This window comes from Streptomyces puniciscabiei, assembly GCF_006715785.1.
Taxonomy (GTDB): Bacteria; Actinomycetota; Actinomycetes; order Streptomycetales; family Streptomycetaceae; genus Streptomyces; species Streptomyces puniciscabiei.
The window spans coordinates 3676265-3692752 of record NZ_VFNX01000001.1; the positions used below are offsets into that span (position 1 = coordinate 3676265).

A 16488-nucleotide genomic window follows, 5' to 3' on the forward strand; every position below is an offset into this window, starting at 1 on the left:
GGGCGGGCCGCCGCGCGGCCCGCGGTGCGGACGGTCATGCCGGGGACGGGACGAGCCGGGTGTCGAGGAAGTCGGCGAGCTGCTCGGCGCTGGGGTGGTCGAAGACGACCGAGGCCGGCAGCGGTGTCCGGAAGGCGGCCTCCAGGGCGTTGCGCAGTTCCATGGCGACCAGCGAGTCCAGGCCGAGCTGGGTGAACTCCACATCGGAGTCGACGGAGTCCGCGTCCTCGATGTACAGCACGGCGGCGACCCTGTCCCGGACGAACTCGTCGATCACGGTGAGCCGTTCCTCGCGCGGCCGGGAGCGCAGAGCGTCGATGTCGAGGGTGCGCACCGCCCCTTCGCGGGGCACGTACAGGTACTCGTACAGGGCGTTCGGGATGGGCTTGGACGGCACGAAGCGGTCCCAGTCGCACTCACCGGCACCGATCTGGACCACCGGGCGGCCCAGCAGCGAGGCCAGCGCCCGCATGCCCTTGGCCGGGGAGAAGAAGCGGATGCCCTGGTCCAGCCAGGCGTTGACGATCTGCTCGCCGAGCCGGGCCGACATGCCCACCGTCGCCCACGGCCCCCAGTTGACGCTCAGCGCCGGCAGGCCGTGCGCCGCGCGCCAGTGCATCAGGTGGTCCATGAAGGAGTTGGCGGCGGCGTAGTTCGACTGGGTGGCGCCGCCGAGCACCGCCGCGGCGGACGAGTAGCAGACGAAGAAGTCCAGCTCGGGGAAGAGTTTCGCGGTCTCGTGCAGCAGCCAGGTGCCGTACACCTTCGGCTGGAACACCGTGTCGAAGGTCTCCCAGGTCTGGGCGGAGACCGCGCCGTCGGCCAGCACGCCCGCGGAGTGGAAGATGCCGCCGAGCGGGTGCGGGGAGGCCAGCAGCTCACGGGCGAGCCGGGCCATGTCCTGCGGGTCGCAGATGTCGGCCTTGACGTCGGTCACCTCGGCGAGGCCGTCCAGCTCCGCCCGGAGATGGGCGACATCGGCGGCCGGGGCGCCCCGCCTGCTCACCAGGGTCAGGTGCCGGGCCCCGAGCTCGATCAGCTTGCGCGCGGTGACCAGGCCGATCGCGCCGAGACCGCCGGTGATCAGATAGGTGCGGTCGGGCCGGACGGTGGCGGCCGGCTCCGTCGCGGGCACCTCGGTGGGGGCCAGCCGCCGGACGTACCGGGTGTCGCCCCGGTACGCCACCTGGAACTCGTTCGGGTCGGTGCCGCGCAGTTCGTCCAGCAGGCGGGCCGGGCCGGTGCCGTCGCCGGGCAGGTCGACCATGGTGGCGCGGAGCGTGGGCGACTCGTTGAGCAGCACGTGACCAAAGCCCCACAGGGAGGCCGCCGCCAGGTGCTCGCCGGTGCCGGCGGTGTCCGCGGGGAGCCACTGCCCCCGCTCGGTCACCAGGTGGAGCCGCTGGTCCCGGCCGAAGCCCGTCTCCTCCAGCGCGGCGACGAGGGCGAGCAGGTCCCGGTAGTTGGTCTCGCTCTCCTCGCGCAGCGCCGCCGCCGTGGTGGCGTCGGCCGCCGGGCCCGGGCGCCAGAACCAGCACAGGTCGGTCGGGCGCCAGTCACGCATGAGTTCCACGGCGTGCTCGACGCTGTCGGCGAAGGTCAGATGGATGTCGGCCGGCAGGTCGGGTCCGGCGGGGAAGGCGCCCGGGTCCTTGTGCAGGACCAGCACGTGCCGCTCCTGCGCGGTCTCCGCCACGGCCGCTGTCGCGGGCTGTTCCACCCACCGCAGCTGGTGGAACCAGTGCCGGCGTGCCAGGGCCGGGTCGGCGGACGGGGCGAACCGTACGCCGAGCGCCTCGAACACCGGCGTCCCGTCCTCCAGGGCGAGCAGATCGGCGGTCGGACCGCCATCGGCGTCCCAGACCGGGCGCAGCAGCACCCGCAGCCGCCCCGACCGGGGCTTCTTGAGGAACCGGAAGGTGTCCATGCCGGTCACCAGCAGGCCGGGGCCCTCCTCGGTCAGCGCGGGCAGCAGCCGTACCGCGCTCTCCAGGGCCGGGGGCGGCAGGAACTCCGGGGCGCCTGTGGGCAGTCCCTCGATCTCGCCGGTGACGAACCCGGTGCCGTACCGGGCGGCGCGCGCCAGTGTGCGGAACGCCGGACCGTGCTCGGTGCCCGTCGCGGACAGCCCGCTGTAGAGCTCGTCGGCGGGGCGCTCCTCCGTCGGGGCGCCCGCCGCCTGCTCCAGGGCGGTCAGCTCCGCCGCGACGGCGTCCAGCGCCTCGGCCCCGTCCCGGCCGGCCGGCGGCGCCACGGTGGCGGTGGCATGGCGGACCTCGCCGTCCTCGCCGAGGCTGACCAGCTCCAGGGCCGCACCGCCGTCCGGCGACACGGCGGCCCGGACGCGCACCTCGGCCGTCCCCTCCTCCGTGAGCAGCAGCGGCTCCTCGAAGGACAGCCGGTTCAGCGGGCGCCGGGCCTCGCCGAAGAGGACGTCCTGCAGTGCCAGGAAGGACTCCACGTGGGCCGCGACCGGCACGGTGATCCTGCCGCCGACGACGTGGTCGGCCAGGTACGCGGGGGACTCAGTGGTCAGCTGCAGTGCGAACTCCCGGACGCCTGCGCCGCGTTGCCCGGCCGTGGTCACCTCCTGACCCAGCAGCGGGTGCTGGAAGCCGCCCACCGCGCGGGCCCCGCGGTGCCGGTTGCGGTCGTTGGGCATCCAGTAGCGCCTGCGGTCGAAGACGTAGTGCGGCAGCGCCACCTTCCGGGCCTGCTGTCCCTGGTGGAACGCGGTCCACGACAGCGGCAGGCCCTCGGCGTACATCTGGGCCACGGCGCGCAGGATCGTGGTGCTGCCGCGGTCGGAGGCGGAGAGGCTGCGCAGCCAGCTGTGGTTCTGCACGGCCACGCTCTGCTTGGCCAGCGAGGTGAGGGCGGAGGACGGGCCGATCTCCAGGAACACGTGCTCGCCGCGGTGCTCCAGAGCGGCCATGCCGGACTCGAACAGCACCGGTTCGCTGATGTGCCGCGTCCAGTACTCGGCGTTCGACACCACGCCCGGCTTGGCCGGCACCCCGGTGACGTTGGAGATCAGCGTGATCCGCGGCTCCCGGAAGCGGATGCGGGAGATCGCCTCGTGGAACTTCTCGGTCACCTCGTGCATCAGCGGCGAGTGGAAGGCGTGCGAGACCGTCAGCTGCTTGACGTCGATCCCGCGCGCCCGCAGCAGCTCCGTCAGCTCGGCCAGGGACTTCACCCCGCCGGAGACGACGCACTGCTTGGGCGAGTTGACGGCGCCGATCGCCAGGTCCGGGTAGCTCTCCAGCAGCGGCTCGACCACCGGGGCCGGCGCGGTGACGGCCGCCATGCCGCCGGGTGCGGTCACCGACTGCATCAACCGGGCGCGGACGGCGACGAGTTCGACGGCGTCTTCGAGGGTGAACACCTCCGCGACGGTCGCGGCGGTCACCTCGCCGATGCTGTGGCCGATCAGCGAGCCCGGCCGTACCCCCCAGGACATCCACAGCTTGGCCAGCGCGTATTCGAGGGTGAACAGGGCGGGCTGGGTGTACAGGGTGCGGTGGATGTCCTCGGCGTGCTCGTCGGTGCCCAGGATCATCGCCCTGACGGAGCGGCCGAGCAGCGGCTGGAACAGCCGGTCGCAGGTGTCGATGTGCTCGCGGAACACGGGGAACCGGTCGTACAGGGGCGCGCCCATGCCGGGGTACTGCGCTCCCTGCCCGCTGAAGAGGAAGGACACCTTGCGGTTGCGGCGGGAACGTCCGCGGGCCCCGCCGCGGTCCTGCGCGAGGAACTTGTCCAGCTGGTCACGGAGTTGGCCGTGGTCGGCGACCACGGCCGACATCCGCACCGGGAAGTGCGCGCGTCCGACGTTGCCGGTGTGGCACAGGTCGCGCAGCGGGATGCCGGGGTGTGCGTCGAGGTAGGCGCGGTAGCGCTCGACCTGGCGGCGCAGGGACTTCTTGGTGCGTGCCGAGACGGTGAAGACGTGCGCCTCCGGCCGCTCCTGCGCGGTGCTCCCGGCGGCGGCGTCCGCGCCGGCCGGGGCGGGCTCGCGCAGCAGCGGCGGCGCCTCCTCCAGGACGGTCGCCGCGATGGTGCCCGCGAAGCCGAAGCTGTTGACGACCGCGCGGCGGGTCGTGGCCGTCCAGGGCCGCACCTCGGTGGGCACGGTGACCGGGTACACGTCCCACGGGATGCGTGCCGAGGGGGTGTCGAGGTTGAGGTGCGGGTAGACGACGCCTTCGCGCATCTGCAGCACGGTCTTGATCACACCGACGATCCCGGACGCCGGTTCCATGTGGCCCAGGTTGGTCTTCACCGAGCCGACCATCAGCGGCTCGTCCTTGGAGTGGGAGCCGGCGAACACGTCGTTGATGGCGCCCATCTCGATGGGGTCACCGAGCGGGGTGCCGGTGCCGTGGGCCTCCACGTACTGGATGTCGGCCGGCTTCAGCCGGGCGTTGGCCAGCGCGGAGCGGATCACCGCCTCCTGGGCGATGCCGTTGGGCACGGTCAGTCCGGCGCTGTCGCCGTCCTGGCCGACCGCCGAGCCGCGGACCAGGGCGAGCACGGTGTCACCGTCGCGCTTGGCGGCGGACAGGCGCTTGAGGACGAGGACACCGCAGCCCTCGGCGCGCACATAGCCGTCGGCCGCCTCGTCGAAGGTCTTGCACCGGCCGTCCGGGGCGAGCATGTTCGCGTGGCTGAACGTCACGAAGACGCGCGGGTGGTGGATGGCGTTGACCCCGCCGCACAGCGCGATCTCGCACTCACCGCGCCGCAGGCCCTCGACCGCGAGGTGCAGCGCGGTCAGGGCCGACGCGCAGGCCGTGTCCACGCTCAGGCACGGGCCGTGCAGACCGAGGAAGTACGACAGCCGGCCGGACAGCGGGAAGGCGGTGGTGCCGGAGGCGAGATGGCCGTCGAGGTCCTCGTAGGGGAGGTCGGTCATCTCCAGCGCGTAGTCGACGGAGCTGGCGCCGACGTACACCCCGCCGTTGCCGCCGCGCAGCGAGGTGGGGTTGATGTTGGCGTTCTCCAGGGCCTCCCACGCCGTCTCCAGCAGCAGCCGCTGCTGCGGGTCGACGTACTGGGCCTCCTTCGGGGAGATGTTGAAGAACTGGGCGTCGAACCGGTCGATCTGGTCCAGGAACCCACCGCCGGCCGTGCGTATCCTGCCGCGTTCGGTCTCCTCGTCGGCGGCGAACGCCGGCACGTCCCAGCGGTCCTCGGGGACGGGCCCGGTGCCGGACCGCCCCTCGCGCAGGAAGTCCGCGAACCCGTCCAGGTCGGTGTTGCCCCCGGGGAACCTGAGGCCGATGCCGACGACGGCGATCGGTTCGTGCTTCTCCAGCAGCAGCTCACGGATCGTGCCGCGCTGCCGCTCGATGGTCTGCAGAGCCGAACTGAGCCGGTCGTCGCCCGTCTCGCTCGGCCGGGCGCCCTCGGGGCCGGGGCTCGCTGTCATCACGCTGCTTCCTTTCGCTCCCGGGGCGGGAGTCCTTCGGTCACGGCCGGTACAGCTCGTCGAGCAGATCGGTCCACAGCTCCTCCTCGGGGGCGGCCTCGGCGGCGGGGCCGCCGGCCGGGCCCTCGAAGACGTCCGCGAGGGCCTCCGTCACGAGGTGGTTCATCAGCTTCTCGACGGTGGGGCTGTTGAACAGCAGATTCGCGCTGATCACGCACTCCAGCAGCCGCTCCAGACGCTGCCTGATCTCGGTGAGCCGCAGCGAGGTGACCCCGATGTCGAAGAAGTTCTCCCGCAGCGGCAGTTCGTCGGCGTCCGTCATGAGCAGGGCGGCCTTGAACTCGCCCACGACGACGGCCTCCAGCGCTTCCCGGCGTTCGGAGAGCGGCAACGCCCGCAACCGTCCGGTGATCGACGTGCTCTCAGTCATCGCACCCCGTTTCGCTCGTACGTCAAAGACGCAATGCCGGAGGTATTCAGTACGGGCAGATTCAAGCAAGCGGGGCTGACCGGATCCTGACGCCCGCCTGATACACGGGCCGTGCCGGCGCCGATCCGGCCGGCATTACCCGTGACGTAATTGACCCCCCGAGCCGGGCGGTGGGACCTTCCTGGGGTGAATATCCAACCGGTCATCGCGCAACCACCGGACGGGATTACCGAGGAGGGGGAAAATGGCCACCGAAGCCACCACGGCACAATCGGCGGACGCTGACCGAACGGGACCGGGCTCGGCCACGCTGCTGGTGGTCGTGCTGCCGGTCTTCATGGTCTCGTTGGACTTCTTCATCGTGAACGTGGCGGTGCCCTCGATCACGAAGGACCTGCACGCGAGCTCGGCGGCGATCCAGTTCCTGGTGGCGGGCTACGGCCTCGCCTACGCGGCGATGCTGATCACCGGCGGCCGCCTCGGCGACATCGCCGGCCGGCGGCGGATGTACATGATCGGGCTCGTGCTGTTCACGGCGGCCTCGCTGCTGTGCGGCGTCGCGCCCGACTCGGGCAGCCTGGTGGTCGGCCGCATCCTGCAGGGTCTCGCCGCGGCGATGATGTCCCCGCAGGCCCTGGCCCTGGTCAACATCCTGTTCACCGGCGCGGCACGGGCGAAGGCGTTCGCCTTCTACGGGCTCGCGGTGGGGCTCGGAGGGGTCCTCGGCCAGCTGGTCGGAGGCGTGCTCATCCAGGCCGACATCTTCGGACTCGACTGGCGGTCCTGCTTCCTGATCAACCTGCCCTTCGGCATCGTGGCGATGGTCGCGCTGCCCCGGCTGGTGGCGGAGTCGAAGTCGCCGGGAAGGACCCGGCTGGATCTGGCCGGTTCGGTGCTGCTCGCGATGGCGCTGACCGCCGTGGTCCTGCCCCTGGTGGAGGGCCGCGAGCAGCACTGGCCGCTGTGGTCGTGGATCCTGCTCGCCGTGGCGGCGCCGCTGCTCGCGGTGTTCGCGCTCTACCAGCACCAGGTGCAACGGCGGGGCGGCTCACCGCTGATCAGCCTCAGCCTGTTCCGGGAGCGGTCCTTCACCGTCGGCATCCTCACCGAGCTGGTCTACTTCTCCTCCTCGGCGTCCTTCTTCCTGATCCTGGCCATCTATCTGCAGCAGGGCTGCGGCCTCGACGCCCTGGAGGCGGGCCTGCTGGCGCTGCCGATCGGACTGGGCTTCCTGGTCAGCTCGATCTACGCCTCGAAGCTGGCCGCCAGGCTCGGCCGCCAGGTGCTGGCCATCGGTGCCGCGATCCAGATCGCCGGCCTGCTGGCGCTGCACCTGCTGGTCTCGCACGTGGGCGTCACCGGCGAACTCGCGGAACTGGCACCCGCCCTGCTGGTGTACGGCGTCGGGTCCGGCCTGGTCATGGCGCCGCTGGTGTCGGTGGTGCTGTCCCGGGTCTCGCCGCAGCACGCGGGCGCGGGCTCCGGCGCCCTGTCCACCGCGCTGCAGGTGGGCAACGCGCTCGGTGTCGCCGTCATCGGCATCATCTTCTACGGCAAGCTCGACCACGCCTCACCGGCCGAGGGGCTGGGCGTGTTCGCCACCGCGTTCAACTCGGCGCTGGTCTATCTCACCCTGTTCAGCGCGGCCGTCGTCGTCCTGGTGCAGTTCCTGCCCGGCAACCGTGCCAGGACGGACGGCTGACCGACCCTCACCCTCCCCGTGGGATCCATGAGGGGAACCAGAGGCGGCCGGCACCCGATCGGGTGCCGGCCGCCTTCCGTGTGCCGCTACGGTGCCGCTGACCGCGGTCAGGAACCGGGCATCAGCTCCATGAACTGGTAGTCGTGGGTGATCCTGCCGTCCTCGCCGAGCAGCAGGAACTCGTGGCCGATGGACACCGGCTCGTCGCTGCCGTCCGCGGTCATGTGCCAGGTGAACTTCACGCCCTGGTGGTGCGCGGCGACCTCACTGGCGAGGTGGAAGCCGAAGCCCTTGCTGAGGAAGTCGTCGTACGCCGCGGTGACGGCCGCCTCGATGGCCGCGATCCCGCGGTGCTCGTTCGCACCGGTGACGTACACCCCGTCCTCGGCCCACAGCTCGACCGCCAGGTCGTGCCGCTGCCCGGCGTCCCGCTCGTTCCAGACCGCCGAATAGCGTTCCATGAGTTTGTCGATGTCAGCCATGTGCCCTCCCTGCGACGCGTCCCGGCCATTTCCGGCCCGGCACTGCTTTTCCGTGGCCATCTTCCCGCCCGCCGCATTCCCCGTCGATTACGTCCCAGGTAATGACGCACGCCGGAAGGCGGAAGCCGGTCATGGCGGCACGGGTCAGCGGCGTATCAGCGCCGGATCAGCCCGTCCGGGCAGCATGGCTGCGAGGCCGGTAATGAGCGGTCCGCCCGTCGACATTGACCGGGGGAATTTCATGTCGGACACCGATGAAGAAATACTCGACTTTCCGATGCCGCGCACCTGCCCGATGGCGCCGCCGCCGGCGTACACCGAGCTGCGCGGCGGGCCGCCCCGCAAGGTGCGGCTGCCCGACGGCACCCATGCCTGGATCCTGACCCGGCACGCCGACGTGCGCGCGGCGATGGGCGATCCGCGCATGAGCATGGACGAGGCGAACCCCGACATGCCGCACCGGCTGCTCGTGCCGAGGATCCCCCGGCTCTTCTCCTTCATCCGCATGGACGAGCCCGAGCACGGCCGGCTGCGGCGCATGGTCACCTCGGAGTTCACCGCCCGCAGCGTCAAGGAGATGCGCCCGCGGATCCAGGAGATCGTCGACCGGCTCATCGACGACATGGAACGGCTGCCCCGGCCGGTCGACCTGGTCACGGAGTTCGCCATCCCGCTGCCCTGCCTCGTCATCGCCCGCATCTTCGGCGTGCCGGACGAGGACATCGGCCTGCTGAAGGAGCAGACGACCATCGGCCTGTCCCAGGACGTCACCCCCGAGCAGGCGATCGCCGCGCAGATCGGCATGTCCGAGTACCTCGACCGGCTGGCCAGGCGCAAGGCCGCCGAGGGCGGCGGCGACGACCTGATCGGCCGCCTGTGCAGCGAGTACCTCGCCACCGGAGCCCTCAGCCACGAGGACCTGGTCGGCATGGTCCGGCTGGTGCTCGTCGCCGGCCACGAGACCAGCGCCAACCAGCTCGGCCTGAGCATCCTGTCGCTGCTGCAGAACCCGGACCAGCTGGCCGAGATCAAGGCCGATCCGTCGCTGATCCGCGGGGCCGTCGAGGAGATGCTGCGCTTCTGGGCGATCTCGCAGGACAACATCGTCCGGGTCGCCGCCGCCGACATGGAACTGGGCGGGGTGCACATCGCCAAGGGCGACGGAGTGGTCCTCGCCATCCCGGCCGCCAACCACGACGAGGACGTCTTCCCCGACGCCGCCCGCTTCGACATCCACCGCCAAGAGGCGCACCAGCACCTCACCTTCGGTCACGGCGCCCACTACTGCCTGGGCGCGACCCTCGCCACCGCCGAGCTGGAGCTGGCGCTGACCACCCTCTTCGAGCGGCTGCCCGGACTGCGCCTGGCCGTCCCCGAGGAGGAGCTCTCCTTCCGTGACACCTCGCTCGTCTACGGCCTGAACAAGCTGCCCGTCACCTGGTAGCCGCCCGGGCCCCGGCGACGGCCACACACCCAGGACCAGCGCCCACGCACCCAGGACCTACGGATTGGGGAACGACAACCATGCGCCTGACCCAGGACGTCTTCATCGCGAGCACCGGCATCTTCCTGCCGGCGGCGAAACCGATGGCCGAGGCCGTCGCCGAGGGGCTGGTGGACGAAGCGCACAGCGACCTCGGATACGAGTCGATCACCATCGCGGAGTCGATCGCCCCGCCGGACATGGCGGTCGAGGCCGGCCGTCAGGCCGTCGCCCGGTCCGGCATCGCGGCCGACCGGTTCGACCTGCTGACGCACGGCAGCGTCTGGTTCCAGGGCCTGGACATGTGGGCGACGGCGAGCTACGTCGCGGGCAACTGCGCCGGCCGGCACACCTTCGCCGTCGACATCCAGCAGCGCAGCAACTGCGCCATGGCCGGGCTCCAGTTCGCCGTGTCCCACCTGGCCGCCGGCGCCGGCCGGCACGCCCTGGTCACCACCGCCGACCGCTTCGCGGCCCCGGCCATGGACCGCTGGAACGAGCAGGCCAACCTGGTCTACGGCGACGGCGCCGGCGCGCTGACGGTCTCCACCGAGGGCGGCCTGGCCAGGATCGTGTCCCTGGTGTCCCTGGGCGACAGCTCCCTGGAGCCGGCCGGCCGCGGCGCCGAGGAGTTCCGCACCGCGCCCGGCATGGAACTGCCGATCCGGATCATGCGGCGCCTGGAGGCGTTCGCGTCCACGCCCGGCGCCGTCGGCGCCTGGGAGCGGTACGAGGCCACCCTCTCCAAGGCCGTGAACACCGCCCTGGAGGAGGCCGGAGTCGGCCGGGAGGACATCTCCCGCGCGGTCCTGCCGTTCATCCACCGCGGTGGCGGGCGCGCCGAGAACTACGACGCGCTCGGCTTCTCCGAGAAGCAGTCGCTGTGGGAGGTCGGCCGGGTCACCGGACACATGGGCGGCGCCGACCAGTTCGTGGGCCTGGACCACCTGCTGCGCACCCGGGCCGTCGCCCAGGGCGACCACGTGCTCCTCGTCGGTGTCGGGGTGGGCCACAGCTTCACGATCGCCGTGCTGCAGATCCTCGGCACCCCTTCGTGGTGACCGCCCGTCACCGCCACGACCACGCCTCGAGGAGATCACGACAGTGGTAGACGCCACGCCGGGCAGCCCCCGGGCCAGGACCACCCCCCTGCTCAGCTACAGCTCGTACATCGGCGACAAGGACGTCGAGGGCAACGGCTGGGTGTACACGGTCAGTTCCCGCTCCCTGCTGGAGGACGTCTTCACCAGCCTCAAGCTGAAGCGGGCGCTGGAGAAGGACCCCGACCCGGCCTCTCCGGCCGCCCAGCACCCCTATGTGGTGGGGCGCTGCGCGGTCGTCGCCGACGCGGACATCGACAGCGCGAGCGACGCCGCCGCGGCGGCCTTCCCGGAGTGGGCCGCCGTACCCCTGGCGGACCGGCTGGAACTGGGCCGGCTGGTCCGCGAACGCCTGCTGGAGCACTGGGACCGGCTGCTGGACCTGCTCGCCGCCGAGGCCCACCCGCGCAAGCTCGCCCGCTGGGAACTCACCGGACTGCTCACGCTGTTCGGCGACACCAACCGCGCGTTCTACGCGCAGCAGATGCACCAGGAGTTCCAGCACGGGGACCGGCGGCTCATCGTCCGGAGGCAGCCCGACGGGGTGGTGTGCGTCAACCCGCCGCAGAACGCTCCGGCGGCGATGGCCGCGCTCTCCGTCCTGGTGCTGATGGCCGGCAACACCGTGGTGGTCCGGGCGCCCCGCAGCATCGCCCTCAGCACGATGTACATCCTGCGGGAACTGGTCGCGCCGGCATTGGCCGAACTCGGCGCGCCCGCCGGCACGCTCAACCTGATCTGCGGCAAACCCCGGCAGATCATCGACCGCTGGCTGGCGCACCCCAAGGTGAGCGACGTCTTCTACTTCGGCGACAGCGAGCAGGGCATGCGCTTCGAGCGGGAGTGCGTGGCCCACGGCAAGAAACCGGTGCTCGAACTGGCCGGCAACGACACCGTGGTGGTCTGGAAGGACGCCGACCTCGACCGGGCCGCCGAGGCGATCACCGAGGCGTTCTACGGGTCGGGACAGATCTGCATGGTGCCCAACTGTGTGGTCGCCCACCCCGCCGTCGCCGACGCCCTGCTGGACCGGGTGGCCCGGCTGGCCGCGGACATCACCCCCGGCCTGCCCGAGGACGAGGACGTGCTGCTGTCGCCGGTGCGCCGCAGCGAGCGCTTCTTCGCCCTGCTGCGCGAGGCCACCGACGCCGGCGCCCGGATCGTGTGCGGCGGACGGCGGATCGAACTGGACGGCACCCCGTCGGAGGCGGGGGTGTTCCTGGAACCCACGGTGGTCCGGGTGGACGGCCCCGGCGATCCACGCGACCTCGACATCGTGCGGCTGGAGACGTTCTTCCCGCTCATCCCGGTGGTGGTGCCGGAACCGGCCGCCGACGACCTCCTCCTCGAGCGGATGATCGACTTCGTCAACTCCAACGCGTACGGCCTGCGCAACTCCCTGTGGAGCAGCGGCCCCGAGGTCATCGACCACGTCGTCCGCACCGTGCGCAACGGCGGCCTGCTGAAGATCAACGACTCCCACATCGGCACGGTTCCCTACCTCCCCACGCATGGCGGCACCGGCCTGACCAGCGGCGTCTTCGGTGAGGCCAACTACCCGATGCTCAAGACCTCGCGCCTGCAGGGCGTGAGCGTGGCGCACGACGTGTCACCGCGCGCCGCCGTCTTCGAGTCCTGACATCCCAACGGAAGCGAGACATTCCCATGCGTTCCCTCGACACGGCCGTCGCCGCCTGCGAGAAGCACCACCCCGGGCTGATCGGCGCGCTCGCCGGGATCCCGTTCGCCGAGCGCGAGCGGCCCGGCAGCAAGGTGATCGACCTGTTCCGGGCGCACGACGGTGCCGCGCTGCTGGTGCCCGCCGCGCTCGGCGGCCGGGAGGCCGACCCGCTGGACGCGGTACGGGTGATGCGCGCCATCGGCGCCCACTCCCCGTCGCTCGGCGCCGCCGCGACCATGCACCACTTCACGGTCGCCACCCTGCTCGCCCTGGACCCCGAGCTGTCCCGTCTCACCGGCCCCCAGGCCGCGCTGATGCGCCGGGTGGCCCCCGAGCGGCTGCTGATGGCCTCCGGCTGGGCCGAGGGCCGTACCGAGCAGAACATCCTCAACCCCGCCATGACCGCGACCCCGGCCGAGGGCGGCTTCCTCGTCAACGGCGCCAAGAAGCCGTGCAGCCTGTCGCACTCGATGGACCTGCTGACCCTCGGCGTGACGCTGCCCGGCGAGGGCGGTGTACCCGAGCTGGCCATGGCCGTGCTCCCCGCCGACCGGCCCGGCATCTCCCGGCACCCCTTCTGGTCCAGCGACATCTTGGGCGGCGCGGAGAGCGACGAGGTGCGGCTGGAGAACGTCTTCGTCGAGGAGGAGCTGTTCGTCCGCGCCACCGCCGACGACCCGGCCCGCTTCGACGATCTGCAGACCGCCGGGTTCATCTGGTTCGAGCTGCTGATCACCGCCGCCTACACGGGTGCCGCGAGCGCGCTCACCGCCCGGGTCCTCGAGCGCGGCCGCGGTTCGGTCACCGACCGCGCCACGCTCGCCCTGCGCACCGAGGCCGCGATCGAGCTGACCGAGGGCATGGCCCGCACCATCCGGGACGGCGAGATCAGCGAGTCCACCGTGGCCGGCACCCTGGTCACCCGCTTCTCGGTGCAGGAGCTGCTGGTCGAGGCCGCCGCGCTGGCCGTCGAACTGCTCGGCGGGATGGAGTTCATCGGCTCCGCCGAGACCGCGTACCTGGCCTCCGCCGTGCGCCCGCTCGCCTTCCACCCGCCGTCCCGCACCAGCACCGCCGAGGCGCTGGTGGACTTCCTGTCCGGCGGGCCGCTGGTCCTGGCGTGACCGCCGGACCCCGGCGCACGCCCCCCGGACGGCACCCCCGGCACCCCCGGCACCCACGGCACCCATGGCATCCACGACAGGGAACGACGTCATGACCGCGCACACACCGAGCACCGCACCCCCGCCCGACGGCCTGGACGAGATCCTCGACCTGTACCGCCGGCACCTGAGCAAGGGCCGTGCCACCGTCGCCGACCTGTTCGGCGGGCACATGGAGGTGTCCTCCGACGGTCCGTGGGTGTACACCCACGACGGCGAGCGGCTGCTGAACTGCGGCGGCTACGGCGTCCTCATCATGGGCGCCCGGCACCCGCGGGTCCTCGCGGCCGTCGAGGAGCAGCTGGCCGCCAACCCGGTCGCCACCCGCATCCTGCTGGAACCGGCCGTCGCCCGCGCCGCCGAGGCACTGACCGCGGTGGCCCCTGCCGGACTCGACCGGGTGCACTTCTCGCTCTCGGGCACCGAGGCGGTGGAGACCGCGCTCAAGCTGGCCCGCGCAGGCGGCCGGCGCCGCCTGGTGTCGATGGCGCAGGGCTACCACGGCAAGACGCTCGGCGCCCTGTCGGTGACGGCGAAGGACGTCTACCAGCGGCCCTTCCGGCCCCTGCTGCCGGATGTCACCCACATCCCCTTCGGGGACCTCGAAGCGCTGGAGAAGGAACTTGCCGCGCACCCCGGCGAGGTGTGCGTCATCGTCGAACCGGTGCAGGGCGAGGGCGGCGTCATCCTGCCGCCGCCCGGCTATCTGCCCGGCGTCGAACAGCTGGTGCGCCAGTACGAGGGCTTCCTCGTCCTGGACGAGATCCAGACCGGTCTGGGACGGCTCGGCGCCTGGTGGGGGGCCGACCTGTACGGCGTCACGCCGCACGTCCTGCTCACCGGGAAGGCGCTGGGCGGCGGAGTGGTACCGGTCTCGGCCGCCCTCGCCGACGCCCGCACCTTCAAGCCCTTCGACAAGGACCCGTTCATCCACACCGGGACGTTCTCCGGTGCCCCGCTGCTGATGGCCGGCGTCCAGGGCGCGATCGCCGCCATCCAGGAGGACGGACTGGTCAAGCGGGCCGAGGTCCTCGGCGAGCGGCTGCTGCCGGACATCGAGCGCATCGTCCGGGAGAACTGCCAGGACCTCGTGGTGGACGTACGGGGCCAGGGCCTGCTCATCGGAATGGAGTTCGCCGACGCCGGACTGGCCGGCGAGCTGCTCCTGGAACTGTTCAACCACGGCGTCGTCGCCAACCACTCCATGACCGGCAGCGCGGTGGTGCGCCTCACCCCGCCCGCGCTGCTCGGCGACGCCGAGGCCGACCACCTGCTCGACTCCCTCGACCGCGCGACCCGCGATCTCGTCGATCGCCGCGCCCGGATGCCGGAAGGCGGCTGATCACCATGCGACGTGTCGAACTGAACGCCGAGATCGACGGGGTGGGGCCCGCGGACGCCCTGCCGGAACTCGTGCGGTTCGAGAAGTACCCCGAGCTGACCCGGCACGTGAGGTCCGCCGAGGTCCACCAGACCCTGCCGCACGAGACCGGCCGCTCCAGCTGGGAGCTGAACTTCCGCAGCGGGCTGCTGTGCTGGACCGAGCGGGAGACGTTCCGGCCGGCCGACGGACGGATCGAGTTCGAACAGGTCGAGGGCGACTTCGACACCATGTCCGGCGCCTGGCAGCTCACCGCCCGCCCGGGCGGCGGCTGTGCCGTGCACTTCCGGGCCGACTTCGACTTCGGCATCGCGAGCATGGAGAGCATCCTCGACCCGATCGCCGAGCGGGTGATCAAGGAGACCGTCGCACGCGCCGTCACCGGCCTGTTCGGCGGCGCGCGGATCCTCGGCGACGACGACCTCACCGCCTCCGGGCTCGGCGTCGGCTCCGGGACCCGGTGAAGGAGGCACACGATGGACCACGCCAACCAATTCGAGACACCGACGACCTACCGTCTGCACCGCGCCGAGTACGTGGTCGGCTTCCTGGTGTCGACCGGTCTGCTCATCGCCCACGCGGGCGACGTGAACTGGGTGCACGCCGCCGTCCTGTTCCTCTACATCGACGTCCTCGGGTACATCCCCGGCGCGATCGCCTACCGGCGCAGCCCGGACCACCGTATCCACCGCGGCTACTACATGGCCTACAACACCATGCACAGCCTGGTCACCCAGAGCGCCGTGGTCGGGCTGTGGATCTGGCTCGCGGGGCCCGAGTGGGCGCTGCTGGCGATCCCCTTCCACCTGTTCGGCGACCGCGGGATCTTCGGCAACTTCCTCAAGCCGTTCGGGCTGCCCTTCGAGCCCGAGCCCAACGCGGAGTTCCAGCGGCTGATCGCGAACCTGAGGCCGGTGACCTCGGACGGCGTCGCGGACCGGCCCGCCTCCTCCGAGCAACGCGTGCCTCGTGATCCGAGCCACGCGTGACAGGCAGCGGACAGGTGACCACCACCGCCGAACCGCTGCCGGCCCCAGCCGCGGACGGCGGCGCCGCGGCACCCCGCCGCGCCGCCCTCCGCAGGCTGGCCACCGGGGTCTGCGTCCTGACCGCGGCACACCGCGGAGCCGTCCACGGCACCACGGTCAGCGCCGTCAGCGCGGTGTCCCGCGATCCGCTCCTGATCAGCGTCTGCCTCCGGACCGGCTCCGCCTTCACCCGGCTCGCCACCACCGCGGGCTGCTTCACCGCCAACCTGCTGACCAACCGCCAGGCCCTGGTGGCCGACTGGTTCGCCAACCCCGAACGGCCCGCCGACGAGGCACAGTTCGCGCTGCTGGACTGGCACAGCGACCCGGTGACCGGCGCCCCCGCGCTGGACCGCACGCTCGCCACGCTGTCCTGCCGGGTCACCGCCCGCCACCCGGCCGGTGACCACGACCTGCTGATCGCCGAGGTGGTGGACGGCCGGGCCGGCTCCGGCAGCCCGCTGCTCAACCTCGACGGGCGGCTGTTCGCCGCGGAGACCCGCGAACTGCGCGAGCGCCGCGGCAACCGGCACGACCCGGCCCGTACGGGCGCCACCGCCCTGGAGTGACCGGCCCGCCCGCCCCGGACCGGCCCGAGCTCCCC

At 71.9% G+C, this 16488-nt stretch carries 12 protein-coding genes; 9 read left to right on the plus strand and 3 right to left on the minus strand.

The genetic code is table 11. The annotated features are described in order from the left end of the window. Positions 1 to 34: 34 nt before the first annotated feature. Both FB563_RS16990 and FB563_RS16995 read right to left on the minus strand, forming a co-directional pair. Entirely contained in the window at positions 35 to 5434 is a 5400-nt protein-coding gene (locus FB563_RS16990) for a type I polyketide synthase (RefSeq protein WP_079048591.1), read from the minus strand. Between the two features lie 40 nt (positions 5435 to 5474). Beyond that, positions 5475 to 5864 carry an acyl carrier protein gene (locus FB563_RS16995; protein WP_079048590.1) on the minus strand — a complete coding sequence of 130 codons (390 nt, stop codon included), beginning with the start codon at positions 5862 to 5864 and terminating at the stop codon, positions 5475 to 5477. A 244-nt stretch (positions 5865 to 6108) separates the two neighbouring features. On the opposite strand from FB563_RS16995, the gene FB563_RS17000 reads away from it, so the two are divergent. Beyond that, complete coding sequence (locus tag FB563_RS17000; protein ID WP_063797030.1) at positions 6109 to 7566, plus strand: MFS transporter; 1458 nt, start codon at positions 6109 to 6111, stop codon at positions 7564 to 7566. 107 nt (positions 7567 to 7673) lie between these two features. On the opposite strand, the gene FB563_RS17005 is transcribed toward FB563_RS17000, so the two are convergent. After that, positions 7674 to 8048 (minus strand): nuclear transport factor 2 family protein, encoded by a 375-nt coding sequence (locus FB563_RS17005; RefSeq protein ID WP_055704703.1) that lies wholly within the window; start codon positions 8046 to 8048, stop codon positions 7674 to 7676. A 241-nt stretch (positions 8049 to 8289) separates the two neighbouring features. On the opposite strand from FB563_RS17005, the gene FB563_RS17010 reads away from it, so the two are divergent. The 8 genes from FB563_RS17010 (at position 8290) to FB563_RS17045 (ending at position 16453) form a co-directional block, all read left to right on the plus strand. Continuing rightward, positions 8290 to 9492 carry a cytochrome P450 gene (locus FB563_RS17010; RefSeq protein ID WP_055704702.1) on the plus strand — a complete coding sequence of 401 codons (1203 nt, stop codon included), beginning with the start codon at positions 8290 to 8292 and terminating at the stop codon, positions 9490 to 9492. An 80-nt stretch (positions 9493 to 9572) separates the two neighbouring features. Next, positions 9573 to 10592 carry a ketoacyl-ACP synthase III family protein gene (locus FB563_RS17015; RefSeq protein WP_055704701.1) on the plus strand — a complete coding sequence of 340 codons (1020 nt, stop codon included), beginning with the start codon at positions 9573 to 9575 and terminating at the stop codon, positions 10590 to 10592. A gap of 43 nt (positions 10593 to 10635) precedes the next feature. Beyond that, positions 10636 to 12270, plus strand: coding sequence for an aldehyde dehydrogenase family protein (locus FB563_RS17020; RefSeq protein ID WP_055704700.1), 1635 nt, complete (start codon positions 10636 to 10638; stop codon positions 12268 to 12270). Positions 12271 to 12296: 26 nt separating this feature from the next. Beyond that, complete coding sequence (locus FB563_RS17025) at positions 12297 to 13436, plus strand: acyl-CoA dehydrogenase family protein (RefSeq protein ID WP_055704699.1); 1140 nt, start codon at positions 12297 to 12299, stop codon at positions 13434 to 13436. 91 nt (positions 13437 to 13527) lie between these two features. Beyond that, positions 13528 to 14817 (plus strand): aspartate aminotransferase family protein, encoded by a 1290-nt coding sequence (locus tag FB563_RS17030; RefSeq protein ID WP_142218758.1) that lies wholly within the window; start codon positions 13528 to 13530, stop codon positions 14815 to 14817. 5 nt (positions 14818 to 14822) lie between these two features. Next, entirely contained in the window at positions 14823 to 15320 is a 498-nt protein-coding gene (locus FB563_RS17035; protein ID WP_055708326.1) for a type II toxin-antitoxin system RatA family toxin, read from the plus strand. A 12-nt stretch (positions 15321 to 15332) separates the two neighbouring features. Beyond that, entirely contained in the window at positions 15333 to 15845 is a 513-nt protein-coding gene (locus tag FB563_RS17040; RefSeq protein WP_055708325.1) for a hypothetical protein, read from the plus strand. A gap of 14 nt (positions 15846 to 15859) precedes the next feature. Next, positions 15860 to 16453: a flavin reductase family protein gene (locus tag FB563_RS17045; RefSeq protein ID WP_063797113.1), complete on the plus strand. Its 594-nt coding sequence runs from the start codon at positions 15860 to 15862 to the stop codon at positions 16451 to 16453. Positions 16454 to 16488: the final 35 nt, after the last annotated feature.

Coding starts and splice junctions, on each gene's coding strand:
- FB563_RS17025 (WP_055704699.1), top strand. CDS start 12,297: ATGCGTTCCCTCGACACGGCCGTCGCCGCCTGCGAGAAGCACCACCCC.
- FB563_RS16990 (WP_079048591.1), bottom strand. CDS start 5,434: ATGACAGCGAGCCCCGGCCCCGAGGGCGCCCGGCCGAGCGAGACGGGC.
- FB563_RS17005 (WP_055704703.1), bottom strand. CDS start 8,048: ATGGCTGACATCGACAAACTCATGGAACGCTATTCGGCGGTCTGGAAC.
- FB563_RS17040 (WP_055708325.1), top strand. CDS start 15,333: ATGGACCACGCCAACCAATTCGAGACACCGACGACCTACCGTCTGCAC.
- FB563_RS17000 (WP_063797030.1), top strand. CDS start 6,109: ATGGCCACCGAAGCCACCACGGCACAATCGGCGGACGCTGACCGAACG.
- FB563_RS17030 (WP_142218758.1), top strand. CDS start 13,528: ATGACCGCGCACACACCGAGCACCGCACCCCCGCCCGACGGCCTGGAC.
- FB563_RS17010 (WP_055704702.1), top strand. CDS start 8,290: ATGTCGGACACCGATGAAGAAATACTCGACTTTCCGATGCCGCGCACC.
- FB563_RS16995 (WP_079048590.1), bottom strand. CDS start 5,864: ATGACTGAGAGCACGTCGATCACCGGACGGTTGCGGGCGTTGCCGCTC.
- FB563_RS17035 (WP_055708326.1), top strand. CDS start 14,823: ATGCGACGTGTCGAACTGAACGCCGAGATCGACGGGGTGGGGCCCGCG.
- FB563_RS17015 (WP_055704701.1), top strand. CDS start 9,573: ATGCGCCTGACCCAGGACGTCTTCATCGCGAGCACCGGCATCTTCCTG.